At 73.8% G+C, this 23,592-nt stretch carries 18 protein-coding genes; 10 read left to right on the forward strand and 8 right to left on the reverse strand.

What is annotated here, in order from left to right:
- Positions 1–76: 76 nt before the first annotated feature.
- The 7 genes from AC07BF_RS10200 to AC07BF_RS10230 all read left to right on the forward strand — a co-directional run bounded on the left by AC07BF_RS10200 (position 77) and on the right by AC07BF_RS10230 (position 9,323).
- Positions 77–1,066: an ABC transporter substrate-binding protein gene (locus AC07BF_RS10200; protein ID WP_363579376.1), complete on the forward strand. Its 990-nt coding sequence runs from the start codon at positions 77–79 to the stop codon at positions 1,064–1,066.
- Between the two features lie 103 nt (positions 1,067–1,169).
- Positions 1,170–2,378: an ATP-grasp domain-containing protein gene (locus AC07BF_RS10205; RefSeq protein WP_478333204.1), complete on the forward strand. Its 1,209-nt coding sequence runs from the start codon at positions 1,170–1,172 to the stop codon at positions 2,376–2,378.
- Positions 2,375–4,090, forward strand: coding sequence for an IucA/IucC family protein (locus tag AC07BF_RS10210; protein ID WP_478333205.1), 1,716 nt, complete (start codon positions 2,375–2,377; stop codon positions 4,088–4,090). The genes AC07BF_RS10205 and AC07BF_RS10210 overlap by 4 nt, the downstream gene beginning before the upstream one ends.
- The gene (locus AC07BF_RS10215) at positions 4,087–5,307 is read left to right on the forward strand and encodes an MFS transporter (RefSeq protein ID WP_400984306.1); all 1,221 of its coding nucleotides are present in this window, start codon (positions 4,087–4,089) and stop codon (positions 5,305–5,307) included. Before AC07BF_RS10210 ends, AC07BF_RS10215 begins: the two co-directional genes overlap by 4 nt.
- Positions 5,304–7,058: an IucA/IucC family protein gene (locus AC07BF_RS10220; RefSeq protein WP_478333206.1), complete on the forward strand. Its 1,755-nt coding sequence runs from the start codon at positions 5,304–5,306 to the stop codon at positions 7,056–7,058. Before AC07BF_RS10215 ends, AC07BF_RS10220 begins: the two co-directional genes overlap by 4 nt.
- Positions 7,055–8,275 (forward strand): type III PLP-dependent enzyme, encoded by a 1,221-nt coding sequence (locus tag AC07BF_RS10225; RefSeq protein ID WP_400804898.1) that lies wholly within the window; start codon positions 7,055–7,057, stop codon positions 8,273–8,275. The genes AC07BF_RS10220 and AC07BF_RS10225 overlap by 4 nt, the downstream gene beginning before the upstream one ends.
- Positions 8,276–8,525: 250 nt before the next feature.
- Positions 8,526–9,323 carry an inositol monophosphatase family protein gene (locus tag AC07BF_RS10230; protein ID WP_363617008.1) on the forward strand — a complete coding sequence of 266 codons (798 nt, stop codon included), beginning with the start codon at positions 8,526–8,528 and terminating at the stop codon, positions 9,321–9,323.
- Positions 9,324–9,490: 167 nt separating this feature from the next.
- On the opposite strand, the gene AC07BF_RS10235 is transcribed toward AC07BF_RS10230, so the two are convergent.
- From AC07BF_RS10235 to AC07BF_RS10250, 4 genes are all read right to left on the reverse strand, one after another.
- Positions 9,491–10,954: a pyridoxal phosphate-dependent decarboxylase family protein gene (locus tag AC07BF_RS10235; protein WP_478333207.1), complete on the reverse strand. Its 1,464-nt coding sequence runs from the start codon at positions 10,952–10,954 to the stop codon at positions 9,491–9,493.
- A 119-nt stretch (positions 10,955–11,073) separates the two neighbouring features.
- Entirely contained in the window at positions 11,074–12,438 is a 1,365-nt protein-coding gene (locus tag AC07BF_RS10240; RefSeq protein ID WP_478316699.1) for a diaminobutyrate--2-oxoglutarate transaminase, read from the reverse strand.
- Between the two features lie 301 nt (positions 12,439–12,739).
- On the reverse strand, positions 12,740–13,480 hold the full coding sequence (locus AC07BF_RS10245) for a response regulator (protein ID WP_363579387.1): 741 nt from the start codon (positions 13,478–13,480) through the stop codon (positions 12,740–12,742).
- Entirely contained in the window at positions 13,477–15,312 is a 1,836-nt protein-coding gene (locus AC07BF_RS10250) for an ATP-binding protein (RefSeq protein ID WP_478333208.1), read from the reverse strand. The genes AC07BF_RS10245 and AC07BF_RS10250 overlap by 4 nt, the downstream gene beginning before the upstream one ends.
- Positions 15,313–15,542: 230 nt before the next feature.
- Here AC07BF_RS10250 and AC07BF_RS10255 point away from each other — a divergent pair, with 230 nt between their 5' ends.
- Positions 15,543–16,946, forward strand: a complete 1,404-nt coding sequence (locus AC07BF_RS10255; protein WP_363579391.1) for a cation:dicarboxylate symporter family transporter — start codon at positions 15,543–15,545, stop codon at positions 16,944–16,946.
- A gap of 160 nt (positions 16,947–17,106) precedes the next feature.
- On the opposite strand, the gene AC07BF_RS10260 is transcribed toward AC07BF_RS10255, so the two are convergent.
- Both AC07BF_RS10260 and AC07BF_RS10265 read right to left on the reverse strand, forming a co-directional pair.
- Positions 17,107–18,072, reverse strand: a complete 966-nt coding sequence (locus AC07BF_RS10260; protein ID WP_363579393.1) for a hypothetical protein — start codon at positions 18,070–18,072, stop codon at positions 17,107–17,109.
- A 45-nt stretch (positions 18,073–18,117) separates the two neighbouring features.
- On the reverse strand, positions 18,118–18,963 hold the full coding sequence (locus AC07BF_RS10265; RefSeq protein WP_478333209.1) for an RNA polymerase sigma factor: 846 nt from the start codon (positions 18,961–18,963) through the stop codon (positions 18,118–18,120).
- A 113-nt stretch (positions 18,964–19,076) separates the two neighbouring features.
- Here AC07BF_RS10265 and AC07BF_RS10270 point away from each other — a divergent pair, with 113 nt between their 5' ends.
- The gene (locus AC07BF_RS10270; RefSeq protein ID WP_478333210.1) at positions 19,077–19,457 is read left to right on the forward strand and encodes a hypothetical protein; all 381 of its coding nucleotides are present in this window, start codon (positions 19,077–19,079) and stop codon (positions 19,455–19,457) included.
- A gap of 182 nt (positions 19,458–19,639) precedes the next feature.
- Here AC07BF_RS10270 and AC07BF_RS10275 read toward each other — a convergent pair whose 3' ends face one another.
- On the reverse strand, positions 19,640–21,025 hold the full coding sequence (locus AC07BF_RS10275) for a cytochrome P450 (protein WP_363579399.1): 1,386 nt from the start codon (positions 21,023–21,025) through the stop codon (positions 19,640–19,642).
- Between the two features lie 108 nt (positions 21,026–21,133).
- Positions 21,134–22,216 (reverse strand): RNA ligase (ATP), encoded by a 1,083-nt coding sequence (locus AC07BF_RS10280; RefSeq protein ID WP_363579401.1) that lies wholly within the window; start codon positions 22,214–22,216, stop codon positions 21,134–21,136.
- Between the two features lie 360 nt (positions 22,217–22,576).
- Between AC07BF_RS10280 and modA the strand changes: the two genes are divergently transcribed.
- Positions 22,577–23,431, forward strand: coding sequence for a molybdate ABC transporter substrate-binding protein (modA, locus tag AC07BF_RS10285; protein ID WP_478333211.1), 855 nt, complete (start codon positions 22,577–22,579; stop codon positions 23,429–23,431).
- Positions 23,432–23,592 lie beyond the last annotated feature (161 nt).

Genomic DNA, 23,592 nt, shown 5'->3' on the forward strand with positions numbered 1-23,592 from the left:
CGTTCGTCACCCCCGACGCTCCTCACCCTCGACGCTCCGCAACCCGACGCCCGCTCGACCCGATCCAAGGACCCCCATGAACCGCCGCCTCCCCGTCGCCGTCCTCGCCGTCGCCCTGTCCACCACGCTGCTCGCCGCCTGCGGCAGCGACGGCGGGACCAAGCAGAGCGGGGACGCCTCCTCCGCGAGCGCCGGCGCCTCCGCCGGCTTCCCGCGCACCGTCACCCACGCCGCCGGAACGGCCCAGATCAAGGCCCAGCCCAAGCGCGTCGTGGTGCTGGACAGCGGCGAGCTGGACGACGTCACGCTGCTCGGCATCACGCCGGTCGGCGCGGTGTCGCCGCACATGAAGACCGAGGGCGGGTTCCCGAACTACCTCAAGGACAAGATCAAGGACACCAAGGACGTCGGCCCGATGAACGAGCCGAACCTGGAACTGATCGCCTCCCTGAAGCCCGACCTGATCCTCTCCTCCAAGGTCCGCCACGCCAAGGTCTACGACCAGCTGAACGCGATCGCGCCTACCGTGCTCGCCGAGACCACCGGGTTCCCGTGGAAGGAGAACCTCGCCCTCTACGCGCAGGCGCTCGGCAAGGAGGACGAGGCCAAGAAGGCGCTCGCCGACTACGAGGCGCGGGCCGCCAAGCTCGGTGAGGCGATCAAGGCGAAGAACGGCGGCGCCATGCCGACCGCCTCGGTGGTCCGCTTCGTGGCCGGACCGACCCGCCTCTACGCCAAGGCCTCCTACAGCGGCGTGGTGCTCAAGGACGTCGGCCTGGCCCGCCCGGCCGCCCAGGACGTCGACAAGAACATCGTCGAGGTGAGCGCCGAGCAGATCAACCAGGCCGACGCCGACCTGGTGTTCGTCACCACCGCCGACGACCCGTCCAAGACCAAGGAGAGCGAGGTCCAGCAGACCCCGGTCTGGCAGGGCCTGAACGCCGTCAAGAACAGCAAGGTCTTCAACGTCCCGGACGAGACCTGGATGTCCGGCATCGGCGTCCAGGCCGCCGACGCCATGCTCGGCGACATCGCCAAGGCCGCGGGCGTGGACGCGCCCAAGTAACCGCCGACGGACGACGGCGGGCGGAGGCGGCTGCCGCTGTGGCCGCCCCCGCCACCGCCCGCCGTCACTCCCGTCCGCCACCACCCTCAAGGACCACCACCCCATGCGGCTCTACCTGCTCGCCCTCAACCCCACCGACTCGGTCACCGCCGGCTTCCTGCCCGCCGCCGCCCGGCTCGGGCTCGACGTCACCGTCCTGACCGACCACGCCGAACCCCACCAGAAGGCCTACGCCGACCTCCCGTTCACCGCACCCGCGGTGCTGGAGTGCGACGTCCGGGACTTCCGCGCCGTGATCAGCCTGGTCTCCCGCCACCACGCGCCCGACGCGGTGTTCAGCAACAGCGACCACCTGCAGACCCAGACCGCCCTGGCCGCCGAGTACTTCGGCCTCCCCGCCAAGGACTGGAAGGCCGCACTGCGGGCCAAGGACAAGGGCCAGCTGCGCCGCCACCTCGCCCTGACCGGCCAGGACGCCGTCTGGTCCGCCGAGTTGGCCCCCTGGCAGGACCCGGCCGAGCTGGAGCCGCCGTTCCCGTGCGTGGTCAAACCTCGTGAGGGAGTGGCCAGCGAGGACGTCACACTGGTCGCCGACGCCGCCGAACTCGCCCTCCGCTGCCGGGAGATCCAGCACCGCCGGGCCGGCGCGACGCTGGTCGTCGAGGAGTTCCTGGACGGCCGGCTGTGCACCCTGGAGACGCTCGGCGACGGCCGCCGCCGGCACGTCCTCGGCGGCTTCCGCACCCAGCTCTCCCCGCCGCCGGACTTCATCGAGGAGGTGCTGGAGTTCGTCCCCGCGCACCCCGGTGAGGTGGTCGCGCAGGTGCTCGCCCAACTCGACGCGCTCGGGATCGGACTCGGCGCCTGCCACACCGAGTTCGTCGTGCAGCCCGACGGCCGTGCCCGGATCATCGAGGTCAACTACCGTGCCATCGGCGACCAGTGCGACCTGATGCTCGCCGAGGTCCTCGGCGTCCCGCTCTTCGAGCACATCCTCGCCGCCCACCTCGGCCGGGAACTCCCCGCGGACCTCGGCGCGCAGTGCGCCGCGACCCCGCGCCGGGCCCGCAACGAGGTGGTCTGCGCCGACCGCGCCGGCCTCCTCACCGCCGCCCCCGGGCCGTACGACGAGGAGCGCGACGGCGTCCGGCTCGCCTACCGCCCGCTGCGCCCGCTCGGCGAGCGGCACGAGCACTACCGCACCAACCGCGACTACCTGGGCGTGATGTGGGCCATCGGCGCCGACCAGGAAGCCGTGGACGCCGCCGTCGCCCGGTTCCGCGCCGCCAACCGCTGGGAGATCACCCCGTGACCGCCGACGAGCAGCTCACCCTGCGGGTGCTCTCCGCCCTGCTGCGCGAGGACGTCCTCGGCCTGCGCACCCGCGGCGCCGTGGAGGACCGCGCGGACGGCGCCTGGTTCACCGTCGCGGACGCCGAACTCGCCCTGCCCGTCGCCGTCGAGGGCTTCCAGTGCGAGTACGCCGCCCGGCTGCCCCTACTGGAGCTGGCCGGGCGCCGGCTCACCGGCCTGGACGCCATCGTGGCAGCCCTGGCCGGCCTGGCCGAGGCCGAGGACCGGCCCGGCTGGGACGCTTTCGCCGAGGAGTGCCGCCAGACCCTCGCCACCATGGAACTGCACGAGCGCGCGCGGCCCGAGGTGCACGCCCGGCTCACCGACCTGTACGGCGAGGACCCGGCCGACTGGACCGGTCTGGCCGCCGCCCTCGGCCACGACACCCTGGCCGCCTACCTCGACCACCCCGTCTACCCGACCTCACGCGGCCGGTCCGGCCTCACCGAACACCAACTGAACTCCTACGCACCGGAGTTCCACCCCGCGTTCGAGCTGCGCTGGCTGGCCGTCCCGACCGACGCCCTCACCACCCACGGCCGGCGCCCGCTCCCGAGCTGGTGGCCCACTCCGGCCTGGCTGGGCCTTGCGGACGCCTGCCCCGGCGACGGCTGGACCACCCTGCCGGTCCACCCCCTCACCGTCGGCGCCCCGCTGGACGAGGCACTGGAGGCGGTCGGCCTGGCCGACCGCGCGGTGCTCGCCGAACGGCCCTACCTGACCGTCGTGCCGACGCTCTCCATGCGCACCGTCGCCGTCGCCGACGACCCCGCCTGCCACCTCAAACTCCCGCTCGCCACCGCCACGCTGGGCCGGCTCAACCGCCGCACCATCAAGCCCGGCACACTGCTCGACGGCGCCGCCGGCCAGCGCCTGATCGAGGCCGTGCTGGCCCGCGAGCCGCGCTTCGCCGGCCGCGTCCTGCACGCCGACGAGCAGACCTGGGCGCACGCCGGTCACGAACTGCTGGCCGTCCTGCTGCGCCGCTACCCCGCCGGGCTGGAGCGGGCCGTCACCGTCCCGCTGGCCGCCCTGCTGGCCCCCGCGCCCGGGGGCCGCCTGGTGCTCGACCACCTCGCCGGCCGCTTCCACGACGGCGACCAACTCGCCTTCTACGACTCCCTGCTGGAACTGCTGCTGGACTGGCAGACCACGCTGTTCGACTACGGCATAGCACTGGAGTCGCACCAGCAGAACACCTCCCTGGTGCTCGACGGCGACAGACTGCGCCTGCTCTACAAGGACGACGACGGCCCGCGCGTGCACACCGCCCGGATGACCGCCCGCCTCGGCGAACTCGCCCCGACCCGGGCCGACTTCGACGACGCCCGGATCTTCGGCGACGACGACCGGGCGCTCACCGACCTGTTCACCACCATCACCGGCCACCTGTGCACCGGCGCGCTCGCGTTCGGCCTCGCCGAGCACCGTCGCGCCGAACTCACCGACGTGCTCACACTGTTGCGAAAGCGCCTGGCCGAAGCGGTGGACCGGATCGGACCGGCCGGTGAGCCGCTGCGGACGGACCTGCTGGAGGCCGAACGCCTGCCGGTCAAGGCCATGGTCAGCGCCGGGACCCTGCTCAGCAAGCAGCGCTCGGGCGCCGCCGACATCAACAAGCACTACACCAGCGGCCCCAACTACCTGCTGGCGGACGGGATCACCCGGTGAGTGTGGAGACCGTTTCGCAGCGGTCCGGCCACGGGACCGACCACTCCGGCGGACTCGGCCGCCGCCAGGTGCACGCCGTCGCCGCCTGCTACTTCGTCGCCTCCTTCGCCGCGCTGGGCCTGCCGCCGTACCTGACCGCGATCCTGCCCACGCTCGGCGATCCGCAGGCCCGGTGGGCCGGCGTGCTCTACATCGTCCCGACGGTCTTCAGCGCGCTCGGCGCACCGCTGTGGGGCCGGCTCGCCGACCGCTTCGGCCGCAAGCGGCTGCTGCTGCGCGCCCAACTCGGGCTCACCGTCTCCTTCCTGCTGGCCGGGGCCGCCGGCAGCCTGCCCGCGTTCACCCTCGCGCTGGTCCTTCAGGGCTTCCTCGGCGGCACCTTCGCCGCCACCAACGGCTACCTCGCCGCCGCCCTCGACGGACCGCGGCTGTCCCGCGCACTCACCCTGATGCAAGGCAGCGCCCGGGCGGCCCTGGTGGCCGCACCGATCCTGGTCGGCGCGCTGTCCCCGTGGATCGACCCGCACCGCCAGTACCTGGTGATGGCCGTCCTCCCGCTCGCCGCCGCGCTGCTGCTGTCCCTGCTGCCCGAGCCGGACCGTCCGGCGGCCACCCCCGCGTCGGAGGGCCGCGCCGAGCGGGCACCCGCCGCCCCGCTCCTCCCGCTCTACGTCTTCGAGTTCGTCTTCGTCTTCGCCACCGTCATCTCCTTCCCCTATCTCATCTCGCTCGCCGAGCAACGGCTTCCCGGCGTCTCCGGCACCACCACCGGCGTGCTGTTCGCCCTGCCGCACCTGTGCTACCTGGTGTTCGCCGCACGCGTCCACACGCTGTTCCACGCCCGCCCGCACACCGGCATCGCACTCGGCTTCGGCCTCGTCGCGCTCGGCCTGGCCGGGCACGCCGTCGCGTACTCGCTCCCGGTCTTCGTCGCCGTCCGGCTGCTGCTCGGCGCCGGGCTCACGCTCGGCCTGGTCTGCCTCGCCGTGCTCGCCGCCGGAGCGGCCCAAGGGCGCGCGCCCGGGCGGATGTTCGGCACGCTCGAACTCGTCTCCAAGGGCGGCGCCGTCGCCGCCGGCGCCGTCGCAGCGCTGGCCAACGGGCAGTTCGGCGCCGCCGCGCCCGTGGTGGCCGGCACCGCCGCCGCCCTGCTGGCCGCCGTCGCGGCCACCGCATTCTCCCTCCCGTCCCTCCGCCAGCGCTGGAGTCGCCGATGACCCCCGAGCCGATCGCCCCCAAGTCGATCACCCACGAGCCGATCAGCCACGAACTGCCCACCGCCGACGACGCGGTGGCCCACACCCTGCTGAACTGCCTGCTGCGCGAGGTCTCCGCCCCCGAGCACCAGACCGCCGTGGCCGACGGCCGCCTGCTGCTGCGCCTGCCCCGGCGCGGCGCCCTGCTGCGGATCGCCCTGCGCCGCACCTCGCTGCTCGGCGCGCACCGCTTCACCGGCCCGGTCGAGATCGAACGAGGCGGCATCTGGGCGGAGTTGAACTGGCGAGAGCTGGCGGAACACGTGCAGGACGAACTGGAGCTGCGCACCGGCACGGTGAACGAGGAGTTCCTCGGCCAGGTCACCTCCAGCCACGACGGCCTCCGGCAGAGCCTGGCCGACCGCCCGGTCTCCGGACCGGATCGCTACCTGGAGTCCGAGCAGGCCCTGCTGTTCGGCCACCGCTTCCACCCGGCGCCCAAGTCCCGCTCCGCCGCTCGGGGGGACTGGCGCGGGTACGCCCCGGAGTCCCGCGCGGCGTTCCCGCTGCGCCACCTCGCCGTCCGCGCCGAACTGCTCACCGAGCAGTCCCTGGACAACAGCGCGAGCGCCCTGCTGGACGGCCTCGGCGACGTCCCGGACGGATACCGCCTGCTGCCCGCCCACCCCTGGCAGTACCAACTCATCGGCGATCACCCGCTGTTGCGCGACGCCCTGGACCGCGGGGACGTCCTCGACCTCGGGCCGCGCGGCGAGGAGTTCGCCGCCACCGCCTCGGTGCGCACCCTCCACGGCGCGGACGCCTTCCTCAAGTTCAGCCTCAACGTGCGCATCACCAACTGCCTGCGCAAGAACGCCGCTTACGAGCTCACTGGCGCCGTCGAACTCACCCGGCTGCTCGCCCCCGCCCTCGCCGACCTCGCCCGGCGCTTCCCCGACGCGGCGATGCTGCGCGAGCCCGCGTTCCGCACCCTCGCCCTGCCCGGCGCCGACGGCCGACCCGACCAGGCGCTGTACGAGGGCTTCGGCCTGATCGTCCGCGAGGGCTTCGGCGGCGTGCTGCGGCCCGGCGTCACCCCGCTGCTGGCCGCCGCCGTCGCCGACGAGCACCCGACCAGCTCCGCCCACATCTCCCGTCTGCTGGACGGGAGTTCGGACGCCTTCCGGGCCCTGGACTGGTGGCGGGCCTATCTGGGGCTGCTCATCCCGCCCGTGCTCGCCGCCTACTTCGACCACGGCGTGGTGCTGGAGCCGCACCTGCAGAACGTGCTCATCGGCGTCGACGCCACCGGGTGCCCCACCCAGGTGCTCTTCCGCGACCTGGAGGGCACCAAGCTCGTCCCCGAGCACAACGCCGACATCCTGGCCGCCCTCCCGCCCGAGGTCGCCGGGCCGATGACGTACGACGCCGAACGCGGCTGGGACCGGGTGGTCTACTGCCTGCTGGTCAACCACGTCGCCGAACTGCTGGCCGTCCTCGCCGACCGCCACCCCGAGCTGGAGGGCGCCCTGTGGCAGGCGGTCCGGGACACCCTGGAGCAGTACGCGGCAGGCCACGGCCGCCCGCCCCGGCTGCGGGCGCTGCTCGCGGGCGTGCCGCTGCCGGCCAAGGCCAACCTGCTCACCCGTTGGGAACGCAAGGCCGACCGACAGGCCGGCTACGTCCGCCTGCCCTCGCCGCTCGCCGGATCCGTCCTCGCCCAGGCCGCCCGCACCGCTACCCCCCTCTCCCTCGGGAGCGCCGCCCGATGACCGAGATCGTCCGCCGGCACGTCGCCGCCCTCGCGCCCGACGCCCTGCCCGCTTACGTCTACGACCTGGCGGCGCTGCGCGCGCACGCCACCGCCGTCCGGGCCGCGCTGCCCGCGCGGGTCGAGCTGTACTACGCCGCCAAGGCCAATCCGGAGGCGCCGCTGCTCGCCGCGCTGCGCGACGCGGTCGACGGCTACGAGGTCTCCAGCGGAGGTGAGTTGGCGCACGTGCGGGCGGCCGTTCCGGACGCGCCGCTGGCCTTCGGCGGCCCTGGCAAGACGCCCGCCGAGATCGCCGCCGCCGTGGACGCCGGGGTGCACCGCTGGCACATCGAGAGCGAGCAGGAACTGCACCGGCTCGACGCCGTCCTCGCGGACCGGCCGGGCACGGTGGTCGACGTGCTGCTACGGGTCAACCTGCCGGTCGCCACCGGTGCGCTCGACGCGGTGGCACTCGCGATGGGTGGGCGACCGACGCCCTTCGGGCTCGACCCGGACCGTGCCGAGGAGTGCGTGCGCCAGCTCACCGGCGACGGCACCGGCGACGGCACCGGCCCGCTCGGACGGCGGCTGCGTCTGCGCGGCGTGCACGCCCATCTGGCCAGCGGGCTCGCGGCGGCTGAGCAACTGGCCGTCGCCGAGCAGATCGTGGCCTGGTCGGCCGCGCTGGCCGAGCGGCACGGCTTCCCGCTGGCGGAGGTCAACGTCGGCGGCGGAATGGCCGTGGACTACGACGACCCGGCGAACCACTTCGACTGGACGGCCTTCGGCGAAGGGCTGGCCAAGCTGCTGGACGCCCACCCCGGTCTGACCCTGCGGATCGAACCCGGCCGGGCCCTGACCGCCCACTGCGGCTGGTACGCGACCGAGGTGCTGGACGTGAAGCAGAGCCACGGCGAGGACTTCGCGGTGGTCCGTGGCGGCACCCACCACCTGCGCACCCCCGCCACCCGGGGGCACTCCCAGCCTTTCGAGGTGCTCCCGGTCGACGCCTGGCCGCACCCGTGGCCGCGCCCCGCCGTCGCCACCGGCCGCGCCACCCTGGCCGGCCAGCTCTGTACCCCGAAGGACGTCCTCGCCCGGGCCGCCGCCGACGCCGACGGCCTGCGGGCAGCCGACCGGGTGCTGTTCGCGATGGCGGGCGCGTACGCCTGGAACATCTCGCACCACGAGTTCCTGATGCACCCGCGCCCGGGGTTCCACTACCTGGGCGACTGAGGGCACCCCCGGGAGGGCGGGCAGCAGGTAACAGATAACAGCCGACAGATAACAGCTGACAGATAACAGATTTCGAAATCTGTTATCTGTCAGCTGTTATCTGTTCGCCGTTCCCTGTTCGAGCCCCGCCGCCCGCCCGTCCGCGCGCCGGACCCCACCCGCGGGCCCCGCCCGCCCCAGGGGTCGCCGCAGGTTGCCTCCGCACACTCGTGCGACAGTGGTAGGCAGCGAAGGGAGCGCGAACGTGCTGATGGACAAGGTGGCGGAGATACTCGCCGAGGCGTCGGCCGAGGTGGTGGAGCCACGCTTCCGGGCGCTGGCCGCCGGCGAGGTGATGGAGAAGGCGCCCGGCGAGATCGTGACGGTCGCCGACCGCGAGGCCGAGGTGATCATCGCCCGCCGCCTGCGCGAGCTGCTGCCCGTCCCCGTGGTCGGCGAGGAGGCGGTCTCCGCCGACCCCGAACTCGCCCAGGCCCTCCACGACGAGCCCGCCGCCTGGCTGGTCGACCCGGTCGACGGCACCGCCAACTTCGTCGCAGGCCGCCCCGAGTACGCCGTGATGTGCTCGCTCGTCCGCGGCGGAGAGACCGTCGCCTCCTGGATCTGGCAGCCCGCCACCGCCACCGCCTACTGTGCCGAACTGGGCTCCGGGGCCTGGCGCGACGGCGTGCGCCTGACCCGGCCGCCGGCACCGCGCGACGCCGCGAAGCTGCGCGGATCCGTGAAGAGCCGCTACCTCGACCCGGAACACCGCCGGCGTTTGCAGGCCAACGAGTCGGCCTTCGGCGAGGTCTCCCCCGGTCGGCACGCCGCCGGAATCGAGTACCCGGACGTCGTCGAGGGCCGCTTCGACTTCCTCCTCTACTGGCGCACCCTCCCCTGGGACCACGCCCCCGGCTCCCTGCTCGTCACCGAGGCCGGCGGCGTGTCCGCCCGGCTGGACGGCACCCCCTACCGCCCCGAGGCCCCCGGCTGCGAGAACGGCCTGCTGGTCGCCGCCGACCCGGAGACCTGGGAGCTCACCCGCACCACACTCCTGAGCGACTGACTGACCGCAACTACAGCCACACCGCCACCGCCACCGCCACTGCGGCAACCGTGGTCATCCGGTCGCGGTCATGATTCGGCGCCCTGGTCCTCGGTCCCGAACGGGGCCTGCCCGGGCGCCGGTCGGCCGGCGATGACCGGCGATGACCGACTCCCCGCAGCGCGCGCCTAGCCGGCCCGGTCCCCCTCGGCCTTCCGCCCGGCGCCCACCACCTCGCGCAGCAGTACACGGACCTCCCCCGCCGTGGCGTGCGGGTTGAGCAGGGTGAGCTTGAGCCGTACCCGGCCCGGCCCCTCGCCCGGGAGTTCGGTCCGCCCGACCACCGCCCGCCCGGTGCGCAGAAGCAACCGGCGCAGGCTGCCGTTGAGTTCGTCGACGGCAGCCTCGTCGGTCAGGCCCGGCGGCCGGTAGCGGAACAGCACGACGGTCAGCACGGGTTCGGCGTGGAGTTCGAGCGACGGTTCGGCGCGGACGGCCTCGGCGGCCGACCGGGCGAGTTCGTGGCAGGCGTCGACGAGTCGGCCGAGCCCGTCGCGGCCGAGGGTGCGCAAGGTGACGGCGAGTTTGAAGGCGTCGGCCCGCCGGGTGGTGCGCAGCGAGCGGCCGAGCAGGCTGGGGTAGCCGGCCTGCTCGTCGTCCACGGGGTTGAGGTACTCGGCGCGGCGGGCGAGCGAGACGTAGGTCTCGGTGCGGCGGACCAGGAAGACGCCGGCGGCGGAGGGCTGCCAGCCCAGTTTGTGCCAGTCGAGGGAGACGGAGTCGGCACGATCGATGCCGTCGAGGAGCGGGGCGAGCCGGTCGGAGAGCAGCGCGCCGCCGCCGTACGCGGCGTCGACGTGCAGCCAGGCGCCGTAGCGGCCGGCCAGGTCGGCGGCGACGTGCAGCGGATCGATGCCGCCGGTGTCGGTGGTGCCGGCGGTGGCGACGATGGCGATCGGGGTGCGTCCGGCCCAGCTGGCCTCGGCCAGGGTCCGCTCCAACTCCTTTGGTTCCATCCGGAGTTGCCGGTCGACGGGGACGGTGGTGACGGCGCGCTCGCCGAGCCCGAGCAGGGCGGCGGCGCGCTGGACGGAGAAGTGCGCGGCCTCAGAGGCGACGACGCACGGCCGGACTCCGGCCGGGATGCCGTCCAATTCGACGATGCCGTCCAGCTTCTGGTCCCGTGCCAGCATCAGTCCCATGAGGTTGGACTCGGTGCCGCCGGAGGTGAGGACGCCGGCAGCGCGGGCCGGGTCGTAGCCGACGAGGGCGGCGAGTTCGGCGAGGAGGGCAGTCTCCAGGGCGGTGGCGGCGGGGGCCTGGTCCCAGGAGTCCAGGGAGGGGTTGAGGGCGCTGACCACGAGGTCGGCGGCGGCGGCCACGGCGAGCGGCGGGCAGTGCAGGTGGGCGGCGCAGGCCGGGTCGGCGGGGTCGGCGGCGCCGTAGGCGAGGAGTTCGGTGAGGCGGGCGAGCGCGCCGGGCCCGTGGGCGCCGGCCAGACCGTCGGCGACCAGCGCACCGAGCTCGGCCGGACTGCCTGCGGGCAGCGGCCCGCCGCGCAGGGCGATGCCGTGGTCGAGCGCGTCGAGGACGGTGGCCAGCAGCGGTCCGAGCGCGCCAGGCCCGCCGACGCCGCCCGCGAGGGCGTCCAACGGGGCGGGCCCGCCGGGCAGTCCGGCTGCGGCACCGGAGTCACCACCGGCCCCGGCTCGGGCGCCCGAGCCTCCTCCCGAGCCTTCCCCTGAACCGCCATCCCCCCCTCGCCGCGCGCTCATTCGGCGCCCCGGGCCGCGGGAGCCGCGGCGCTCGCCGCAGCGACGGGTTCGACGGCCGCAGCGGCCGCGATCGCGTCGGCCAGCCGGTCGAGCACCGCGGCGACCTGCTCGTCGGTGATGGTCAGCGGCGGCAGCAGTCGCAGCACCGCGTCGTGGCGCCCGCCGAGCTCGACGATCAGCCCGCGTGCCAGGCAGGCCTCCCGCACCCGGCGGGCGAGCGCCGGGTCGGCCGGCCTGGCCCCGCAGGCGTCCGGATCGGCGGCGGGGTCGACGAGTTCGACGCCGAGCATCAGGCCGCGCCCGCGCACGTCGCCGATCACCGGCAGTTCGGCGGCGAGCCCGCGCAGCCGGGCGGTCATCCGCTCGCCGACGACGGCGGCGCGCTCGGCCAGCCCGTGGGCGGCGACGTGGCGCAGGGTGGCGGCGCCGGCGGCCATGGCGAGGGTGTTGCCGCGGAAGGTGCCGGTGTGGGCGCCGGGGCGCCAGCCGTCGTAGTCCTCCCGGTAGACGACGACGGCGAGCGGCAGGCTGCCGCCGATGGCTTTGGAGAGCACCATGGCGTCCGGGACGATGCCGCTGTGCTCGACGGCCCACATCGCCCCGGTGCGCCCGACGCCGGTCTGCACCTCGTCGACGATCAGCGGGATGCCCCGCTCGGCCGTGATCCGGCGCATCTCGCGCAGCCAGCCGTCGGGCGCGGGGACGACGCCGCCCTCGCCCTGGACGGCTTCCAGGATCATCGCGGCGGGCGGGACGACCCCGCCCGAGGGGTCGTCGAGCAGCCGTTCGACGTAGGTCGCGGCGAGGTCGGCGCCGGCCTCGCCGCCGACGCCGAACGGGCAGCGGTAGCCGTACGGGTAGGGCAGCCGGACGACCTCGCCGCCGCTCGGCAGCGGTTCCTTGACGGCGACGTTTCCGGTGAGCGCCAGGGCTCCGGCGGTCATGCCGTGGTAGGCGCCGGTGAAGGCGAGCGCGCCGGACCGGCCGGTGGCGGTCTGCATCAGCTTGAGCGCGGCCTCGACGGCGTCGGTGCCGGCCGGCCCGCAGAAGTGGATCCGGGCGCCGGCGGCGAAGTCGGCGGGCAGGCTCTCGAAGAGGGCGCTGGTGAAGTCGTCCTTCTCGGCGGTGGCGAGGTCGAGCAGGTGCAGCGGGGCGCCGCTGTCGAGGGTGCGGCGGATCGCCTCCAGCACCACCGGGTGGTTGTGCCCGAGGGCGAGCGTCCCGGCGCCGGAGAGGCAGTCCAGGTAGCGCCGCCCGTCGGCGCCCTCGACGGTCATGCCGTGGGCCCGTACCGGGACGATCGGGAAGGACCGGGCGTACGTACGGGCGGCGGACTCGCGTACGCGCTGGCGGCGCAGGATGGCCTCGCCGGAGGCCGGGGCACCGGCGGCTCCAGCGACACCGGCGGCTTCGACACCTCCGACGGCTCCGACGGCTCCGACGGCTCCGACGGCTCCGGCGGCTCCGACAGTTCCGGAGGAGGAGGCCGGAGCCTGGGCGGGAACGGCGGCGAGCGACAAGGCAAACCCCCAGAAGAAGTTAGGTAAGCCTAACTTTATCGCCCCTGACCTGGCGGGATACCCCAGGGGCCCCCAGAACCACCCGAGTGAGTGAACCGCCCCCGGTCCTGCCAACGAGCCACCGGCGAAAAGGTCACGGCCCTCACCCCCGCCGACCCGGAGCCGCCCCGCCACCCTTCCACCGGTAGCAGAGCTCCGGCCGCCCCACGCTCCCGTACTGCGGTTCCCGCACCGCCCGCCCGGTGTCGACGAGGTGTTCGAGGTAGCGGCGCGCGGTGATCCGGGAGACCCCGGCGGCGACGCCCGCGGCGGCGGCGGACAGACCCGTCGCCGTCTCGCGCAGTACGGCGGCGACGGTGTCCAGGGTGGGCGCGCTCAACCCCTTGGGGAGGCTGCTGCGCTCGGGCGTGCGGAGCAAGGCGAACGCCTGGTCGACCTCGTCCTGCCCGGTCGCCTCGCCGGTGCGCCCGAGGCTGTCGCGGTAGCGGGCGTAGCGTTCCAGGCGGTCGTGCAGGGCGGCGGCGCTGAACGGTTTCAGCAGGTACTGGACCACGCCCGCCGACACGGCCTGCCGCACCATCGCCAGGTCGCGGGCCGAGGTCACCGCGATGACGTCGGTGGTGTGGCCGGCGGCACGCAGCGAGCGGCATAGGTGGAGGCCGTGGCCGTCCGGCAGGTAGAGGTCGAGCAGGGTCAGGTCGACGGGCCTCCCGGCAGCGCGGGCGCGGTCCAGGAAGCGCAGCGCGTCGGCGCAGCTGTGCACCGTCCCGGCGGCGTGGAAGCCGGGTTCGCGCTCGACGTAGAGGGTGTGCGCGGCGGCGGCCACGGGGTCGTCCTCGACGACCAGCACGGAGATCCCCGGCCCGGCGGTCACCTCGGTCATCGCGACACCCCTTCCCGTCGGCCCGGCTGGCCTGGCTGCCCCGGCTGCCCCGGCCGGCCTGGCCGGCCTGGCCGGCCAAGTTGCTCCGGGCTCCCGAGTTGCCCCGGCTGCCGCTCACCGGATCGTGCCGGCAGCCCGGCGAGCGGCAGCCGGACGGTGAGCACCGCACCCCGGTCGCGCCCGACCTCGACGCTGCCGCCGTTGCGCCGGGCGGCCTGGGACACCAGTGCCAGCCCGAGACCGTGCCCGCGCACGTCCTGCTTGGTGCTCCAGCCGCGCCGGAACACGTCCTCGACGGCGGTCGGGTCGATCCCCGCCCCGGTGTCGGCGACGCGCAGCAGCAGGCAATCGCCGCCACCCGGAGCCGCGTCGCCGCCACCCACGCCACCCACGCCACCCACGCCACCCACGCCACCGCCATCGATCCGCACGGTGACGGTGACCTCCGGCGGCACCGCACTCTGCGCGGCTCCGGCGATGGCGGCGTCCACGGCGTTGTCGATCAGGTTGCCGAGGACGGTGATCAGGTCCCGCGCGGAGAGCCCGGGCGGCAGCAGCCCGTCGTCGATCCGACTGTCGTCGGTGAGGGCCAACTCCACTCCCCGTTCGGCCGCTTGGGCCGCCTTGCCGAGCAGTAGCGCGGCCAGTACTGGTTCGCCGACCGCCGCGACCACCCGGTCGGTGAGCTGCTGGGCGAGCGCGAGCTCGGCGGTGGCGAACTCCACCGCCTGTTCGTGGCGGCCGAGTTCGATCAGCGAGACGACGGCGTGCAGCCGGTTGGCCGCCTCGTGCGCCTGCGCCCCGAGGGCCTCGGTGAAGCCCCGCACGGAGTCCAACTCTCCACTGAGCGACTGGAGTTCGGTGTGGTCGCGCAGGGTGACGACCCGGCCGAGGCCGGTGCCGATGGTGGAGGTGTTGAGCACCACCACCCGCTCGGCGGTCAGGTGCACCTCGTCCCGGACCGGCTCGTCGCCGAGCACGGCCGCGACCAGCGCCTGCGGCAGCCCCAGCTCCACGATCAGGCGGCCCTCCAAGTTGCCGCCCAGTCCGAGCAGTTCACGGGCCGCGTCGTTGCAGAGCACCACCCGGTGCGCGCGGTCCAGCAGGACCAGCCCCTCGCGCACCGAGCGCAGGGTCGCCTGGTGGTATTCGTAGAGGTGGCTGAGTTCGGCCGGCCCCATGCCGTGGGTGTGCCGCCGCAGCCGGGAGTTGGCGAGGTAGGTGCCCACACCGCCGACCCCGAGCGCGGCCACCGCCACCCCGATCAGGGCGAGCAGCGGGCCGCTCAACTGCGCGGAGATGGATTCCACCGTGAGGCCCGCGCTGACCAGCGCGATCACCTGGTGCCGGTCGTCCAACACCGGCGTCACCACCCGCACGGACGGCCCGAGCGTGCCGGTGTACGTCTCGCTGCGGGTCTCCCCCGCGAGTGCCCAGTCGATGTGTCCGAGGAAGCGCTTGCCGATCTGCTCGGGCAGCGGGTGGGTCCAGCGCACGCCCTCGGTGTCCATGACGGTGATGAAGGAGACGCCGGTGTCCACCCGCACCTGCTCGACGTACGGCTGGAGCACCGCGGTCGGGTCCGGCGTGGTGACGGCGGCCCGCACGGAGGGCGAGTCGGCGACGGCGTGGGCGACAGTGGTGACCTGACGACGGGCCGCGTCCTCGGCCCGGTCGGCGGTGAAGAGGTATGCGAGCACCGCACCGCCCGCCACCACGGCGGCGACGATGACCACCTGGACGACGAAGAGCTGCCCAGCCAGGCTGCGGACCAGCCCGCGGGGTGCCGGGAGCCGTCGGCGCGAGGGCGTGGGGGCGGTGCGCACGGACATGCCTGCCAGTGTGCACCACACTCCCGGGGTCCCCCAGGGGCCCGCGACAGGTCGGCGGCCTGCCGACGACCTGTCGACGAACGCCCCCCAGCCCCGTCGGACCCCACGTCCCAGCGACACCCGGCCGTGAACTCTATGAACGCAAACGTGACCTCCGTCACGCCCAGGACCGATAGTCAGAGCGGCCCACCACCCGGGGCCGCCAGGACCGCACGGCGAAGGAGCCGCAGATGTCGATCGATGGAGCCGCACCGGCGGGGGGATCCAGACGCAGGGACCGGACCCACTACCTCTACCTCGCCGTCATCGCCGCCGTGGTCGCGGGCATCGCGGTCGGGCTGGCCGCCCCCGGCTTCGCCGTGGAGTTGAAGCCGGTCGGCACCGGCTTCGTCAACCTGATCAAGATGATGATCAGCCCGGTGATCTTCTGCACCATCGTGCTGGGCATCGGCTCGGTGACCAAGGCCGCCAAGGTCGGCAAGGTCGGCGGCCTCGCCCTCGGCTACTTCCTCGTCATGTCGACCGTCGCGCTGGCCATCGGCCTGGCCATCGGCAACCTGCTGGAGCCCGGCGGCGGCCTGCACCTGACCGCCGCGCTCGCGAAGTCCGGCCACGCCCAGGCCGTCGCCGGCGGCGCCCAGTCGACGACCGACTTCCTGCTCGGGATGATCCCCACCACCACGTTCTCGGCCCTCACCGAGGGCAAGGTGCTGCAGACCCTGCTGGTCGCACTGCTCGCCGGCTTCGCCCTCCAGGCGATGGGCCCGGCCGGTGCCCCGGTGCTGCGCGGGATCGAGCACGTGCAGCGGCTGGTCTTCCGGGTCATGTCGATGATCATGTGGGTCGCGCCGATCGGCGCCTTCGGGGCGATGGCCGCCGTCGTCGGGGCGACCGGCACGGCCGCGCTGAAGAGCCTCGCGGTCATCATGATCGGCTTCTACGCGACCTGCGTGCTGTTCGTCGTCGTCGTCCTGGGCGCGCTGCTGCGACTGGTCGCCGGGGTCAACGTGTTCGCCCTGCTGCGCTACCTGGGCCGCGAGTTCCTGCTGATCCTCTCCACCTCCTCCTCCGAGAGCGCGCTGCCCCGCCTGATCGCCAAGATGGAGCACCTCGGCGTGAGCCGCCCGGTCGTCGGCATCACCGTGCCGACCGGCTACAGCTTCAACCTCGACGGCACCGCGATCTACCTCACCATGTCGTCGATCTTCATCTCCGAGGCGATGGACAAGCCGATGTCGATCGGCGAGCAGCTCTCGCTGCTGGTGTTCATGGTGATCGCGAGCAAGGGTGCGGCCGGGGTCACCGGCGCCGGGCTGGCCACCCTGGCCGGCGGACTGCAGTCGCACAAGCCCGCGCTGGTGGACGGGGTCGGCCTGATCGTCGGCATCGACCGCTTCATGTCCGAGGCCCGTGCGCTCACCAACTTCGCGGGCAACGCCGTCGCCACCGTCCTGATCGGGCACTGGACCGGCGAACTCGACGCGGACCGCGCCCAGCGGGTGCTGGCCGGCGAGGAGCCGTTCGACGAGCGGACCCTGGTCGACGCGCACGGCGGGCCGGTCGAGGCCCCCGAGGCCGTCCCGGCGACTCCGGAAGCCGTCCCCGTCCAGAGCGGTGCGGCCGCGGCCGCCTGAGCGGCCCCCTCATACGCCCCCGGTCCGGCGCCACCACCTCCCCCGGAAACGGCGCCGGACCGGGGGTTCCGCATGTCCGACGGGCCTTCGCCACAGGCCCTCACCGGTCCTCACCGGTTCTCGCGGGTCCCCACAGGTCCTCGCAGGTCCTCGGAGGTCCTCACAGGTCCTCGGAGCCGCTCACCGCCCAGGCCAGGCCACAGGCCGGGTCCTCCAGCGCGACGTGCAGATGGCGCAGCCCGGCGGTCGGCTCGTGCCAGATGAAGCAGCGCATCCGGGCCACCAGCGCGTCGACCTCCGCCCGGTCCGACCCGTCCGTACCCTTCGCGCCGGCCATCTCGACCAGCGCCCGCCAGAGCGCCAGCCGTCCGTGCGCCGAGCCCCGTCCGCGGTCCACGACGGCGGCCTGTACCAGCGCCGGATAGACCAGCGCGAACGGCAGGTACCCGCCGGTGACCCGGGAACTACGGGCCAGTTGGGCGGCCGCCTGCGGCGCCGGGCCCCGGACGCAGACCACCTCCGCCCAGTCCGCCAGTGCGGCCAGCGCCCGGGTCGCCCGCTGCCCGCCCAGCCGTACGCCCGATGCGGGCAGCGTCACGTCACCCAGACCCTCCCGGCTGGCCGGCAGGGTCAGCAGCGCACTGCGCGCGCCCCCGCAGGGCAGGTACTGGCGCACCCGCGCCCCCTCGTCCCATCCGGCCGCCTCCCACGGCGCCAGCAGCAGCGGCACGCCCTCCGGGTCGGGTTCGGCCCCGTACGAGAGGTCCTCGCCGAGCAGCACCCGGGTCTGCGCGACCAGTCGGCGCACCGGGGCCGGGACGAGCAGCGGGGCCAGCCGCAGCCAGGAATGCCGGGTCGCCAGCACCTCCCAGAGCGGACCGGCGTCATGGTCGGCGACCCCGGCGACCGTCCCCGGGCCGCCGTCCCGGTCGAACAGCCGGACGGCCAGCTCCGGCGGCGCCGAGTAGGCGATCAGGTGGCCGAGCGGCGCGGTCAGCGCCGCCGCGGGCTCCTCCCCGGCGCGCTCCACGGCTGCCGCCCGACCCTGCCGGTAGGCGGTCAGCAGTTCGGGCCAGCGGCCGTCGTCAGCCAGGGCGCGGAGGCGGTGGTCCTCGTACGTGATCACGATTTTCAGCGTACGGGCCGGGGCGGCGCATCAGCTGACTTGGCGTCAGCTCGGTGCGTCGGGTGCCGCTTCGGGCGCCGCCCCAGGGCCTGCACCGGGCCCCGCAGCGGACCCCGCAGCGGACCCCGCGCCGGGCGCCGCTTCGAGGGCGGGCCCCGGCCGATGGTCCCGCTCGCCCTCCCGCTCATGTTCCCGCTCCCGCGCGAGGACCGCGCGCAGCCTCCCGTGGGCGCGGCGACGGGTGACGGCCAGCGTGCTGCGATGCAGGCCCAGCAGTTCGGCGGCCTCGTCGACGGTGTAGCCGTCGAGGTCCACCAGCACCACCACGCGGGCCTGCTTCGCCGTCAGGCAGCCCAGCAGTCGGAGCACCTCCCAGCGCGCCTGCAGCTCAGCCATCCCGCCCGACGGCGACTCGACCGGCGGCCGGTCCCGCTCCCGCTCGGCCGTCTCGCACGGATCGGGCAGCACGACCCTCCGCCGATCCCGGCGCCACTGGTCGCGCAGGATGTTCGCCATCGTGGTGAACACGTAGGCGTAGGGCTGCGGATGGCTCAGGAACCGCTCCGGCCTGCGGGCGATCCGCAGATACGCGTCATGCACCACGTCCCCGGCGGCGAGCCCGCCGGTGAGCGACGTGGCCGCCCGGTGGAGCCTCGGCAGCATTTCCGTGAACACCCGGTTGAAATCGTCCGATTGACGATCGGCAGGCCTCGGACCGAAGTCCTTCCCACCGCCGCCCCCGCGTCCGCCACCACACCTACCGCCGCATTCCGCCATGCCGCTCTCCCCGGAAATCGGCACTCCGAAAGCCCAGTTGGGCAGGTCACAACCCAAAGAAAAGGTTGTGACACAGCTCACATCATAGGCCGTCGTCTCACTGTCCGCAGTCATTCGTGCGCAATACGTCATCGGCCGGACGGGAAGCCGGAATTCACCCACCCCGTGGATCTGGACGGCCGGGGACGCACCGCCCGATCCGTACCGCTGAGCGAGGAGAAACCGCCATGCGAGGTCGCATCGCCAGGAAGATCGCCACGTTCGGGGCCGCCGCCGCGGCCACCCTCGGCGTGCTCGGGACCACCACCCTGCCCGCCGCCGCCGCGCCCACCGTCGCCGCCGCCGACCAGACCATCACCGCCAATGCCATCGGAGCCTCGCCCGAGGTGGCCGCCGCCTCCTACCACTGCGTCATCACCGCGAACTACGGGTGGCGCTGGGAGGGCTACTGCAACGTCTACTCGGGCGAGTTGCGCACCATCACCTACTGTGCCAACGGCACGAGCACCACCGGCCTGTGGATCGGCGCCCGATCCCAGGCCTGGGACGTCTGGGGCAACTGCCCGGGCTCCACCTGGACCAAGATCGTGTTCCAGAGCCGGGGCTGAGGCACCGGCAGAGCCGATCGGGGGCGCTGTCCCGCCGGGGCGGCGCCCCCGCCGCGCACCCGCACCCCCCGGTGGGCGCCGGCCGGCCACACACCCGGAGAGGCAGCGAACAGATAACGACAAACAGATGACAGATAACAGATTTCATCCTCTGTCATCTGAAATCTGAACGCTGTCAGCCGTTACCCGGCGAGCCCTGCGGCTCCCCGCGCCGTCACCCGGATCCGCATCGGGCTCGCCGCGCGGAGCGTGATGCCCTGGGCGAGCGCCACCCGCTCGTCCACCGCCTCCATCTCGAAGTCCCGCAGCAGCACGCCCAGGCTCAGCACCGATTCCAGCATCGCGAAGTGCTGCCCGATGCACGCCCGCGGACCACCACCGAACGGGTACCAGGCGTAGCGGTGCCGGTCCTTCTCCTGCTCGGGCAGGAAGCGGTCGGGGTCGAAGCGTTCCGGGTCCGGCCAGTGCGCCGGGTGCCGGTGGGTGACCAGTGGCGAGACGACGACCTGGGCACCCGCCGGGATCACGTACCCGTCGATGACCGTCTCGGCGACCGCCCGCCGCCCGACCAGGGCCGCCGCCGGGTAGAGCCGCATCGCCTCCTTCAGCACCCGGGTGATGTACGGCAGCGACTCCAGGTCCGCCGCGGTCGGTTCCCGGCCGGCCAGCACGGTCTGCGCCTCCTGCTGGGCGAGCTTCCGCTGCTCGGGGTGCTTGGCGAGCAGGTGCAGCGCGAAGGCCAGCGAGGTGGCCGTGGTCTCGTGCCCGGCAAGCAGGAACACCAGCACCTGGTCCCGGAGTTCGGCCGGGTCGAGTTGCTCCCCGTCCTCGCCACGGGCCCGTCCGAGCAGTGTGAGCAGGTCGTCCGCGTCCTCGTCCAGGTCGCCGCGCGCGGCCCGCTCGGCGATGATCCGGTCGCAGACCGCGTACAGGGCGCGCTGGGCCTCGGCGCCGCGCCGGTTCGCGGGGGTCGGCCAGGTGCGCGGGATGCGGATCGCCGCGAAGCCCCGGTCCCAGACGTACTCACCGAGCACCGGGAAGCTGCGGTCCACCACCGCCACCGCCTCCTCGACGTCCGCGCCGAACAGGATCCGGGCGACGGCTCGCAGCGCGAACCGGGACATCTCCTCCGCCGCGTCCACGACCCCGACCGGGATCGCGTTCCACCGCTCGGTGAGCGCCCGCGCCTCCCGGGCGACGGCGCCCGCGTAGCCGTCCACCCGGCGGCGGGTGAACAGCGGCTGGACCAGCCGGCGCTGGCACTGGTAGTCGCCGTCCTGGCTGGTCAGCAGGCCGTTACCGACGCTGGTCCGCAACTCGTCGTAGAAGGCGTTCTCCTTGCGGAAGTTGGCCGCCTCACCGCCCAGCACCTGCTGGACGCCCTCCGGGGAGAACACCCCGTAGAACTCGACCCGCAGCCCGGGCGGCCCGACCCGGAACCGGACCACGTCCCCGTGGTCGCGGCGGGCGGCGAGGTAGGTGCGCAGCGGGCGGCGGGTGAGGTCGAACAGCGACCCGACCAGGGGGTTTCCGGCCGGCCCGGGGATGAGGGCGGTGGCGGCGGTCATCGGCACTCCATTCTCCGCAGGCGACCCACCAACCTAGCTGACGATCCATCAGCTGCGGAAGGCGTGAAAGCGCGGGGGAGGGCGCGAGAGGGCGCGACGGGGTGGGGATCACTCGTACTCGGTGCCGCCCCTGCGCGTCAGGTAGGCGTCACCGACCACCTTGGCGATCGCCCGTCCGCCCACCACCGGGCTCCAGCGCTCGGTCACCGGCCGGACCACCACGCCTTCGCGCAGGTGGAGTTCACGCCCGGAGACGGTCTCCTTGCCCTGGGCGAAGGCCAGCACGGTCTCCGGGTCGAACGGCCCCCGCCACAGTTCGGGCACCAGCGGCAGTTCGCCGTCGAGCAGTTCGGCGGCGAGCAGTTCGGCGGCGGAGTACCACCTCAGCTGCCCGTCCACCACGGCCGACACGTCGAACACGGCGTAGCCGGGCAGTTCGGCACGGCCGGAGGCTCCGTACGTCAGGTCCTGCACACCGGCGCCGAAGACCTCGCCGAAGACGCCGACCCGCTCGGCGCCCAGCCGCTCGGCCAGTCGGGCCGCCACGGCGGGGAGGTCGTAAGCGCGCACGGCCCGCCAGTACAGGTTGCGCTCGTCCTCGACCAGTGAGAGCCCCTGCGCCCCGATGCCCTTGGACGACACCCGGACCTCGCCGGTGGCGGCGGTGTACGTCATCAGGCAGCAGCTGCCGTGCAGCTTCTCGGTCAGCACCACGGGCTCGCCGGGCTCGAAGACGTCGGGGTAGCGCTTGAGGTTCTCGATGTCCACCCAGGGCAGCAGGTCGGGCGCGCTCAGCACGTCGCCGCTCATGGAGGTCGGTACCGGGGGCTGCCACTTGACGACTCCGAGCAGCTCGGCGAAGTCCTCGCCGCGCCCGGCGGCGTCCGCCAGGTCGGTGCCGGCGAGCGCGGCCGGCAGGCAGACGATGCCCTGGGACAGCTCACCGCGCAGCCGGACGGCCCTCACCCGGTCGGACTTGCTGCCGGCAAGCTTGCCCGTCAGGCCCAGCTCCTCGATCAACTTCACCGGGAGGACCGACTGTTCGGGGATGTAGACGGCGTAGTCGCCGGTCCGGTACCTGCCCTTGGCGACCACCGCCCGGTAGAGGCCGACCTGCGCGAGCTCCAGTGCGTCGGCGTTCGGGTGCTCCAGGACGACCAGCTTCTCCGCGGTGACGCGCAACGTGGACATGGACGGACCCCCCCTCCTCTTCTGGGCCGTTCGGCCCGGGTGGTGTGTACGGACTGCCGTACGAATCGCCCCCACTCTGTCCGCCCGGCCGCCCCCTGCGCGACGTAATTTCCCCGGCACCACGCTCACGCCGGCCCTCACACAGGCCATCACGCCGACCCCCGCAGCACTCCCGCTCCGGCGCCGTCCGTGCACGTTTGAGCCTTCGCACAGCCGGGCGGAGAGCGCCGCCACACCCCGCCTGTGCGAAGCGACAGAGGACTTATCACTCGCATTTGCGGCACTATGATCACCGTAATGGCCGCACCTGCGGCCTCACTCCGCGCCCCTTCCGGCGCGCGCCCTGGAGGGGAAGCCCCGATGAGCACCCGTACGACCACCCGCAGACTCGCCGTCGCCGCCGCGGCGGCCCTCGTCCTCAGCCTCGGGGCCACCGCCTGCGGCAGCGACGGCGGTGGCAAGTCCGGCAGCTCCACGGCCGCTTCGACGGCGGGTTCCTCGGCCTCGTCGGCGGCCGGTGGCGGCAGCGTCCCGAAGGCCACCGGCGACATCACCGTCTTCGCCGCCGCCTCGCTCAAGGAGACGTTCACCGACCTCGGCAAGAAGTTCGAGGCCGCGAACCCGGGCGCCAAGGTCAAGTTCAACTTCGGCGGCAGCTCCAGCCTCGCCACCAGCATCAACTCGGGCGCCCCGGCGGACGTGTTCGCCGCCGCCAGTCCGGCCACCATGAAGACCGTGACCGACGCGGGCGGCGCGAGCGGCGACCCGAAGACCTTCGTCAAGAACACGCTCACCATCGCCGTGCCCAAGGGCAACCCCAAGCACGTCGCGGGCCTGAACGACCTCACCGCCTCCGGTGTGAAGGTCGCGCTGTGCGCAAAGGAGGTGCCGTGCGGCGCCGCCGCCCTGACCGCGCTCAAGGCCGCCAACGTCAACCTCACCCCGGTCACCCTGGAGCAGGACGTCAAGGGCGCGCTGACCAAGGTCGAGCTCGGCGAGGTCGACGCCTCGCTCGTGTACAAGACCGACGTGAAGGCGGACGCTGGGAAGATCGACAGCGTGGACTTCCCCGAGGCCGACAAGGCCGTGAACGACTACCCGATCGCCGCCCTGGCCAAGGCCCCGAACAAGGACGGCGCCGCCGCCTTCGTCGCGTACATCCAGTCGCCCGAGGCCAAGCAGGTGCTCACCGCGGCGGGCTTCCAGGCGCCGTGAGCGACCGCACCACCAAGCGCACCACCGACACCGGGCGCACCACCGAGCGCGCCACCGGCACCGGGCCCGGGGGGGGGGGGGGGGGGGGGGGGGGGGGGGGGGGGGGGGGGGGGGGGGCACGCTGTCCTGTGCTTCCTGTTGTTCCTCTGGTTGCTCCGGTG

The organism is Kitasatospora sp. NPDC043950, assembly GCF_056435345.1.

Bases quoted from the DNA above. Each gene is read 5' to 3' on its own strand.
- AC07BF_RS10200 (WP_363579376.1), top strand. From the start codon at position 77: ATGAACCGCCGCCTCCCCGTCGCCGTCCTCGCCGTCGCCCTGTCCACC.
- AC07BF_RS10205 (WP_478333204.1), top strand. From the start codon at position 1,170: ATGCGGCTCTACCTGCTCGCCCTCAACCCCACCGACTCGGTCACCGCC.
- AC07BF_RS10220 (WP_478333206.1), top strand. From the start codon at position 5,304: ATGACCCCCGAGCCGATCGCCCCCAAGTCGATCACCCACGAGCCGATC.
- AC07BF_RS10225 (WP_400804898.1), top strand. From the start codon at position 7,055: ATGACCGAGATCGTCCGCCGGCACGTCGCCGCCCTCGCGCCCGACGCC.
- AC07BF_RS10230 (WP_363617008.1), top strand. From the start codon at position 8,526: ATGGACAAGGTGGCGGAGATACTCGCCGAGGCGTCGGCCGAGGTGGTG.
- AC07BF_RS10245 (WP_363579387.1), bottom strand. From the start codon at position 13,480: ATGACCGAGGTGACCGCCGGGCCGGGGATCTCCGTGCTGGTCGTCGAG.
- AC07BF_RS10250 (WP_478333208.1), bottom strand. From the start codon at position 15,312: ATGTCCGTGCGCACCGCCCCCACGCCCTCGCGCCGACGGCTCCCGGCA.
- AC07BF_RS10255 (WP_363579391.1), top strand. From the start codon at position 15,543: ATGTCGATCGATGGAGCCGCACCGGCGGGGGGATCCAGACGCAGGGAC.
- AC07BF_RS10265 (WP_478333209.1), bottom strand. From the start codon at position 18,963: ATGACTGCGGACAGTGAGACGACGGCCTATGATGTGAGCTGTGTCACA.
- AC07BF_RS10270 (WP_478333210.1), top strand. From the start codon at position 19,077: ATGCGAGGTCGCATCGCCAGGAAGATCGCCACGTTCGGGGCCGCCGCC.
- AC07BF_RS10275 (WP_363579399.1), bottom strand. From the start codon at position 21,025: ATGACCGCCGCCACCGCCCTCATCCCCGGGCCGGCCGGAAACCCCCTG.
- AC07BF_RS10280 (WP_363579401.1), bottom strand. From the start codon at position 22,216: ATGTCCACGTTGCGCGTCACCGCGGAGAAGCTGGTCGTCCTGGAGCAC.
- modA (WP_478333211.1), top strand. From the start codon at position 22,577: ATGAGCACCCGTACGACCACCCGCAGACTCGCCGTCGCCGCCGCGGCG.